Source organism: Limnothrix sp. FACHB-406 (assembly GCF_014698235.1).
In the GTDB taxonomy this organism is placed as follows: domain Bacteria; phylum Cyanobacteriota; class Cyanobacteriia; order CACIAM-69d; family CACIAM-69d; genus CACIAM-69d.
The window spans coordinates 21,797-28,740 of record NZ_JACJSP010000028.1 but is presented as its reverse complement, the minus strand read 5'-3'; the positions used below and the strand labels follow the sequence as shown (position 1 = coordinate 28,740).

The following is a 6,944-nucleotide window of genomic DNA, read 5'->3' as shown; positions in this document are numbered from 1 at the left end:
GCTACTAGATAAATTGCGATATTTGCAAGTTGTACTCGGTCGCTATGGCTCAATCAGTCATTGGAGCTATGATTTACTGCCAGAAACTCTTGTTGCCTAGAATATGAAGTTTTGTGTTTAGATTCAACACTTCTGCCATCCATCCTCTTTTTTGGTAATCAGAGCACATCTCTCAACATCACCTCGGCGACTATAAACAATATCTCCCTGTTGAACAAGATAACGACTCAAACGCTCTGCATTTTTGGGTGAAATTCTTGATATATCCTCCTCGGAAATTCCATTATTAGTAATATCTTTTGGCATGATGGAGGGAATACCATGTAAAACATAATCAGACTTATGTAACTGGCTACCAAACGGGCCTGTTTGAATATTCCCTCCTGTATCTTCACAGATTTTCCCTAGCAGACTATAAGACCAATCCTTTGGAATCTCTCCTAGAACAAATTCAATATTCATCAATCGCCTCCTCCATTAACTTCTGACAAGATTTGAATAACTTGAATTTTTAGTCTCGGTAAATCATTAACAACAATTGCCCAGACCAAACTCAAAGACAAGCGAAAATATTCATGCACAATAATATTTCTGAATGCAATGATTTGTGCCCAAGGAACCTGTGGGTATAAACTCGTTAAATCATGAGGTATAGTGTTGGCGGCTTCTCCAATAATTTGTAAATGATGAACGATCCAAACTTGAACTAATTCCTGATCCTCAAAAGTACTCCTTCCTTGGCTTGCATATCGCTCGATCGCTTCTATAGAATCTAAAATATCTTGCAGGCGTTCCTCCGTCCTCCTCATAACGCGATCGCCTCCTGCAAAACCTGCTCTTTGATGCGAGCCTTTAACATATCAACCGTTGCCACATCGACTCTAACCCCCAACAGCGCTTCCAAATCTAGCAGTAAACCCGCAGGAAACCAAGGCGATATTTTATCGAGGTCATAATCAATCAAAAAATCAATATCGCTATCCTTGCCCGCTTCACCCCTGGCCACAGAACCAAAAATCCTGACATTCTTAGCCCCGTGTTTTTGGGCGATCGCGAGAATATCCTCTCGTTTCTGCTGTAGCAAGCTAAGATGCGGTCTTTCTTTTAGATCACTCATTGATCGCCACCTTCTTATCAATCAGTACTCTTTTTCTTACGGGTAGTTTTTCGCTTCGTTATCGTCTCAATTTTCTTAACCTTGCCCATAACCTCACCAAAATCATCATCCACCGGTTGCGGTTCCCCCAACTGAAACTCATGAAATTTTTCGTATTCTGCCTCCGCCTTTGACCTCGCCAGGGCTGCTGAAATCTTGCCCGCATGGGTCAAAATCTCCCGATCCGACAACTTCAAAAAATCATCTAACTTTGTGATCCAATCGCTCATATACATCGGTCTTCGATTCAGCGCCTGAAGCTCCGCAAACTCCAAATACGCCGACACAATTCGATTCAACGCCTCCAATTCATCCTGACTCAAATAATTTTTGGCAATTGCCACATCTCCCTTGCGAACCTTGCCATGGGGTGCATTTTTCCAAGACATTAAACCCATATTCGGCTGGTTTGCATCCGCCCGCTCTGCGATAATTTCCGCCGCCGTGTGGCCATGGGCCGCCCAGTGCATCTTATTTTGCACCGTCTTAAAAAATAGCTGCGATGCCTCCGCATTGCCATCGTAATCAATGCTCGTGGCGTAGATGTCCAAGACCTTTTGATAAAACAGCCGCTCCGACGATCGGATATCCCGAATCCGCGCCAGCAGCTCCTCAAAATAATCATCCCCCAGTGTCCGGCCAGCCTTGATGCGCTCATCATCCATCGTGAACCCCTTCACCAGGAGTTCCCCCAAACGCGCGATCGCCCACTGCCGAAACACCGTCCCCCGCGCCGACCGCACCCGCATCCCCACCGCCAAAATCGCCTCAAGGCTGTAATGCTTCAGGGATCTACGAACATTGCGCTGACCTTCCATCCGAACTTGTAAGAATTCCTTACAAGTTGCCACCTCGTCTAATTCTTTGTCCTCATAGATTGAGGAAAGGTGCATTGTGATATTTTGCGGCGTTGTTTGGAACAGATCAGCCATTCCCGCTTGAGTCAGCCACACTGTCTCCCCAGCCAAACGCACCTGTAAATTCAGCCCCCCATCCTGATAAATCAGAATTTGCCCCCCCGGAGCCTGCGGAACATCGCCAGTAATTTCTATATCTGCCATCGCTTCAGCCTTCCCATGGGCGATCGAACAACTACAAACATCAGGAATCGATGCCACTGCCTAGCAAGAGGCCTCAAAAGTCATAGCCCAAGCCCCGCAAATTCTCCCGAATTGCCCCCTCCAGTCTTGCCGACTCCTTGAACTGTTCCGCCAGCGTTGCCGTCAACTCCGCCATCCGCTCCTCAAAGGGCACATCGTCCTCCTCCGTTGCCGCCGCTCCCACATACCGCCCCGGCGTGAGCACATAGTTATGGCCGCGAATTTCGTCTAAGGTCGCCGATTTGCAAAAGCCCGCCACGTCTTCATAGCCGCTGCCCTCGCGCCAAGCGTGATAGGTATCCGCAATTTTCGCCACGTCCTGATCGCTAAATTCGCGACGGGTGCGATCGACCATGTAGCCCAACTTGCGGGCATCAATAAATAGGATTTCTCCCCGCCGATCGCGCAGCTTTTTATCCCTCGCAATGCCGTTTGATTTGTCCTTGGCCAAAAACCACAAACAGGCCGGAATTTGTGTTGAATAAAACAACTGACCGGGCAACGCAATCATGCAATCGATCGCATCCCCTTCAATCATCGCCTTACGGATCTCACCCTCACCGCTCTGTTGCGACGACATCGACCCATTGGCTAACACCACCCCCGCCGTTCCCCTGGGGGCCAAATGATGCCAAATGTGCTGCAACCAGGCATAGTTCGCATTGCCCGCTGGCGGAATACCAAATTTCCAGCGCCCATCTTCCCGCAGGCGATCGCCACCCCAATCGGAAATATTAAAGGGTGGATTCGCCAAAATAAAATCGGCGCGCAAATCGGGCAATTCGTTCTTATGAAACGATCCGTCTGAATTCCAACGAATATCGGAATCAATCCCCCGAACCGCCAAATTCATCTTGCACAGTCGCCAGGTGGTGTAGTTGCTTTCCTGGCCATAAATGGCAATGTCACCAATGCGCCCGGCGTGGTCTTGTACAAACTTTTCCGACTGCACAAACATACCGCCGGAACCACAACAGGGATCATAGACTCGCCCTTGGAATGGTTGCAGCATTTCCACCATCACCCGCACAACCGATCGGGGTGTGTAAAACTCGCCGCCCCGCTTCCCTTCCGATCCGGCAAATTGACCCAAAAAATACTCGTAGACCCGCCCCAAAACGTCCCTGGCGGTATCCTGAGTCTCGCCCAACGCAATATTGGAAATCAGATCGATTAATTCACCCAGCATCACTGCACTAAGCGCCGGCCGGGCGTATTCCTTCGGCAGCACACCTTTGAGTGAAGCATTCTCTTTTTCGATCGCCAACATTGCCTCATCAATCAACTTCCCGATCGTCGGCTGTTTGGCATTCGCTTGCAGATGTGACCACCGGGCCACCGGGGGAACCCAAAAAACGTTTTCGGCCATGTACTCGTCCCGGTCTTCCAGAGCTTCCGCATCATCGGGAAATTCTGCGATCAGTTCTTGTCGCCGCCCTTCAAAGCGATCGCCAATGTGCTTCAGAAAAATTAAGCCCAAGGCAACGTGCTTATAGTCCGATGGCTCCATGTTGCCCCGTAACTTATCCGCTGCTTTAAACAGGTCGGACTCATAACCAAGGTTGGCACCCTGATTAGTGGTGGATGCGGCAGACTTCGGCATGGAGATAGGGATCAATTCTGAGTTAAGAGACCATTATATTCAGAAGCGAGTAGTGCCTGTGTGGTGATGGCTTTCGGTAACAGATCGCTTACACCGCGAGGCTTACAGTCGCTCATCATTACTGAATTCTGGCACTACCCAAAAATTTATTACTGCTGGGCTATACCCATTCCCGTGATGAGTAGTTGATCCCCTCAAGTCTAGGCTTGGCTGGCTTTGGGACGGAAAATGTGGCGGTGATCGCCGCTGTAAAGGCGCGATCGGGCGGTGGTGGCCGTGGTCATGGCATCCAGGGCCGGACTAATCACATAAAGAACGGTGCGAGTTAGTTTTTCCTGGTGGGTGATGCTGGCCAACTCATCCAACCGGCAAAGCACCACTCGCTCATCCTCCCACCCGATCCGGTAGCAAACCGCGATGGTCATCTCTGGTGGGTAATGGGCCGCGAGCTGGTCTTGGGCCCGCTGGGCATGGTGGGCACTCAGGTACAGACAAAGGCTGGCTTTGTGGGCGGCCAGGCTGGCTAGATCTTCCGCGTCGGGCACTTGGGTTTCGCCTCGGGCCCGGGTGAGGATGATGCTTTGCACCAGGTTGGGCACGGTCAGCTCCACGGCCAAACGGGCGGCGGCCGCTTGGAAGGCGCTGATTCCGGGAACCACTTCAAAGGGAATCTCTTGCTCCAACAGTTGGGCCACCACTTCATGGAGTGCGCCATAGAGGGAGGGGTCGCCGTCTTGCAGTCGCACCACCTGTTTTCCGGCCCGGGCCCGATCGATCAACGTGGGCAACCAATCTTCCAAGACGAGCGATCGGGTGTCGATCACTTCCACCTCTGGCTGGCAATGGCTCAACATCGCTTCCGGAACAAGGGAGCCAGCAAAAAAGACCGTATCGGCCGCCGCCAGGAGTTTTTGACCTCGCACGGAAATGAGGTCGGGGTCACCGGGCCCCGCGCCCACAATCCGCACGGTGGCGGGGCGATCGAGGGCTGACTCGGGCAAAGGGGTCATGGGATTGATTGCAGGGCTGGAATCGGAGGTCATGGGGTTTTGCGGCGGGCGGCATTGGAGCCTGGGATAGAGCGCAGGGGCAGCGAGGCGGAGGTGGACTCCGTGGCCCAACGGCGATAGTCAGCGCTCAACCGGTCTACCAAGCGATATTTCATCTTGGCCAGCACTTGGGTCAACAGCAGTTGACCCGTGGACTGCATGGTGGCGGCCGGCAGGCGATCGAGCGGTGGGGGCAATTTTACACGCACCCCTAAATCCACCACGCCCTTCAGGCGATCGCCCGCTGAGGTGCTAATGGCTCGCATTTGGCCCGTCAACTCCAGGGAAAAGCCGTTGTCCAACCCCTTGAGGCCCACCAGTTGGCAACCAACCGATCGCATCCGCACTACGCCTGCTTCGTCAGTCCAAACCCGCAAATCCACCATGGGTTGGAACTGCAAATGAGCAAAGGTTAGGGTTGGCACCGAAAGCCGATAGCGATCGCCCCCCAGGGCCACTAAGTGCCCCGGTTGGGCCGCCGCCAACGCGACCCGGTGCGGCTGACGCAGATATTCAGCGACCGGGCGACGCATTGGCGGCACCGGCATATCGATCGTCTGTGAGGCAGAGAAGCCAGCAGCCACCGAAAAAGTCTCCGCGTTAGGTTCAACTCATCCTTGGGCAACGGTGGCCACCGCCGGGCTGTCGCCACAGAACAGCTCCTTGGCAAGCGGTTGACACGGATTAGACCCGATTAGACCCAAATTTTGGGGACTAAGCATGACTTAACGCTACCCAATGCATTCCATCATACCGGTTTGGCGATCGGCGGGGGGCGGCCAGCCGAACCCTCCCGATCGCCCAGAGTGGCGGTGCATTTTGCCAAAACCCTGGTCTCGGGGCGATCGGTTGGCTCCAATTCGGCCCAAGACTGGGCGCATCAACCGGCACAGTCGGGATCTGGAAATCGTATTCTGAGAACTATCTGCGAAGAACTATCTGCGGAGAACTTTCTGCAAACTGGGCAGCGATTCAAAACGAGGGTTCATCAACGGTTCTTGATGCCCGCTGCCGATTCCGCACCCTGCAACTCCCTAATTCCGCATACCGGATTTCATACCCCATATTCTGGCGATGGCTATGGCGATGACCGATTCCCCCCACCCAATCACGATTGGCTACCTTGGCCCGGCGGGAACCTATGCCGAGGCCGCCACCAATGGCTATGCCCAGTGGCGATCGAGCCAGGAAGCCTTCCTAGGGGAGTTTCGCCCCTACCCGAGCATTGCCAAAACCCTGGAAGCGGCCGCCAGCGGCGAAGTACCCCTGGTGGTTGTGCCCGTGGAAAATTCCATTCAAGGCAGCGTCACCACCACCCTCGACACCCTTTGGCAACTGGAGGGGCTACATGTGCAACAGGCGGTGTTGCTCCCGATCGCCCATGTGCTGGTGACCCAAGCCCCAGACCTGAAGGCGATCACCACGGTCTATTCCCATCCCCAAGCCCTGGCTCAATGTCAGCGGTGGATCGAAACCCATTTGCCCAATGCCAAGCCCCTGCCCACCAATTCCACCGCCGAAGCCTTGACCAACGTGCAGGAACAGCCCCAAACCGCTGCCATTTCCTCAGAGCGAGCGGCCCAACTGTACGATTTGCCCGTTTTGGCTCGTGATATCAGTGACTGCCCAGACAATTGCACCCGGTTTTGGGTCATTGCCCGAGAACCGGCGCACCTCACCGGCAGCCACACAGCGATCGCCTTCTCAACCATTAACCGGCCCGGCTCCCTTTTGCAGCCCCTGGCCACCTTGGCGGAACGGGACATCAATCTTTGTCGGATTGAATCTCGTCCTTCCAAGCGCGGCCTGGGGGATTATGTCTTCTTTTTGGATTTGGAAGCCGGGCAACAGGAAGCTCGCACCCAGGCAGCATTGGCAGAACTGCGCGATCGGGTGGAAACCTTGAAGGTGTTCGGCAGTTACGATGCCCTGAAGCTGACCTAGGACTTTTTGACCCAGGCGCATTGGGCTAGCCTTGCGAGATCTGGCGGAATTTCGCTGAATCACGCTGGATCAAGAAGGCTAATTGCTGAGAT

The 6,944-nt window shown here is 53.5% G+C and carries 9 protein-coding genes; 1 reads left to right on the top strand and 8 read right to left on the bottom strand.

The features are described 5' to 3' along the window. Positions 1-123 precede the first annotated feature (123 nt). From H6G53_RS17860 to H6G53_RS17825, 8 genes are all read right to left on the bottom strand, one after another. Positions 124-462 (bottom strand): hypothetical protein, encoded by a 339-nt coding sequence (locus H6G53_RS17860; RefSeq protein WP_190535343.1) that lies wholly within the window; start codon positions 460-462, stop codon positions 124-126. Beyond that, positions 462-809: a DUF86 domain-containing protein gene (locus tag H6G53_RS17855; protein WP_190535340.1), complete on the bottom strand. Its 348-nt coding sequence runs from the start codon at positions 807-809 to the stop codon at positions 462-464. The genes H6G53_RS17860 and H6G53_RS17855 overlap by 1 nt, the downstream gene beginning before the upstream one ends. After that, the gene (locus H6G53_RS17850; RefSeq protein WP_190535337.1) at positions 806-1,117 is read right to left on the bottom strand and encodes a nucleotidyltransferase family protein; all 312 of its coding nucleotides are present in this window, start codon (positions 1,115-1,117) and stop codon (positions 806-808) included. The genes H6G53_RS17855 and H6G53_RS17850 overlap by 4 nt, the downstream gene beginning before the upstream one ends. Positions 1,118-1,134: 17 nt before the next feature. Next, on the bottom strand, positions 1,135-2,217 hold the full coding sequence (locus tag H6G53_RS17845; RefSeq protein ID WP_190535328.1) for a virulence RhuM family protein: 1,083 nt from the start codon (positions 2,215-2,217) through the stop codon (positions 1,135-1,137). Positions 2,218-2,290: 73 nt separating this feature from the next. Then, positions 2,291-3,859, bottom strand: a complete 1,569-nt coding sequence (locus H6G53_RS17840) for a class I SAM-dependent DNA methyltransferase (protein ID WP_190535325.1) — start codon at positions 3,857-3,859, stop codon at positions 2,291-2,293. A 200-nt stretch (positions 3,860-4,059) separates the two neighbouring features. Further along, positions 4,060-4,869, bottom strand: a complete 810-nt coding sequence (gene cobM, locus H6G53_RS17835; protein WP_190535322.1) for a precorrin-4 C(11)-methyltransferase — start codon at positions 4,867-4,869, stop codon at positions 4,060-4,062. Positions 4,870-4,898: 29 nt separating this feature from the next. Further along, entirely contained in the window at positions 4,899-5,492 is a 594-nt protein-coding gene (locus tag H6G53_RS17830) for a DUF1997 domain-containing protein (protein ID WP_143473026.1), read from the bottom strand. A gap of 147 nt (positions 5,493-5,639) precedes the next feature. Further along, positions 5,640-5,789, bottom strand: a complete 150-nt coding sequence (locus tag H6G53_RS17825; RefSeq protein ID WP_190535319.1) for a hypothetical protein — start codon at positions 5,787-5,789, stop codon at positions 5,640-5,642. 205 nt (positions 5,790-5,994) lie between these two features. Here H6G53_RS17825 and pheA point away from each other — a divergent pair, with 205 nt between their 5' ends. Beyond that, entirely contained in the window at positions 5,995-6,852 is an 858-nt protein-coding gene (pheA, locus tag H6G53_RS17820; protein WP_190353603.1) for a prephenate dehydratase, read from the top strand. Positions 6,853-6,944: the final 92 nt, after the last annotated feature.

Bases quoted from the DNA above. Each gene is read 5' to 3' on its own strand.
- H6G53_RS17860 (WP_190535343.1), bottom strand. From the start codon at position 462: ATGAATATTGAATTTGTTCTAGGAGAGATTCCAAAGGATTGGTCTTAT.
- H6G53_RS17855 (WP_190535340.1), bottom strand. From the start codon at position 809: ATGAGGAGGACGGAGGAACGCCTGCAAGATATTTTAGATTCTATAGAA.
- H6G53_RS17850 (WP_190535337.1), bottom strand. From the start codon at position 1,117: ATGAGTGATCTAAAAGAAAGACCGCATCTTAGCTTGCTACAGCAGAAA.
- H6G53_RS17845 (WP_190535328.1), bottom strand. From the start codon at position 2,217: ATGGCAGATATAGAAATTACTGGCGATGTTCCGCAGGCTCCGGGGGGG.
- H6G53_RS17840 (WP_190535325.1), bottom strand. From the start codon at position 3,859: ATGCCGAAGTCTGCCGCATCCACCACTAATCAGGGTGCCAACCTTGGT.
- cobM (WP_190535322.1), bottom strand. From the start codon at position 4,869: ATGACCCCTTTGCCCGAGTCAGCCCTCGATCGCCCCGCCACCGTGCGG.
- H6G53_RS17825 (WP_190535319.1), bottom strand. From the start codon at position 5,789: ATGCGCCCAGTCTTGGGCCGAATTGGAGCCAACCGATCGCCCCGAGAC.
- pheA (WP_190353603.1), top strand. From the start codon at position 5,995: ATGACCGATTCCCCCCACCCAATCACGATTGGCTACCTTGGCCCGGCG.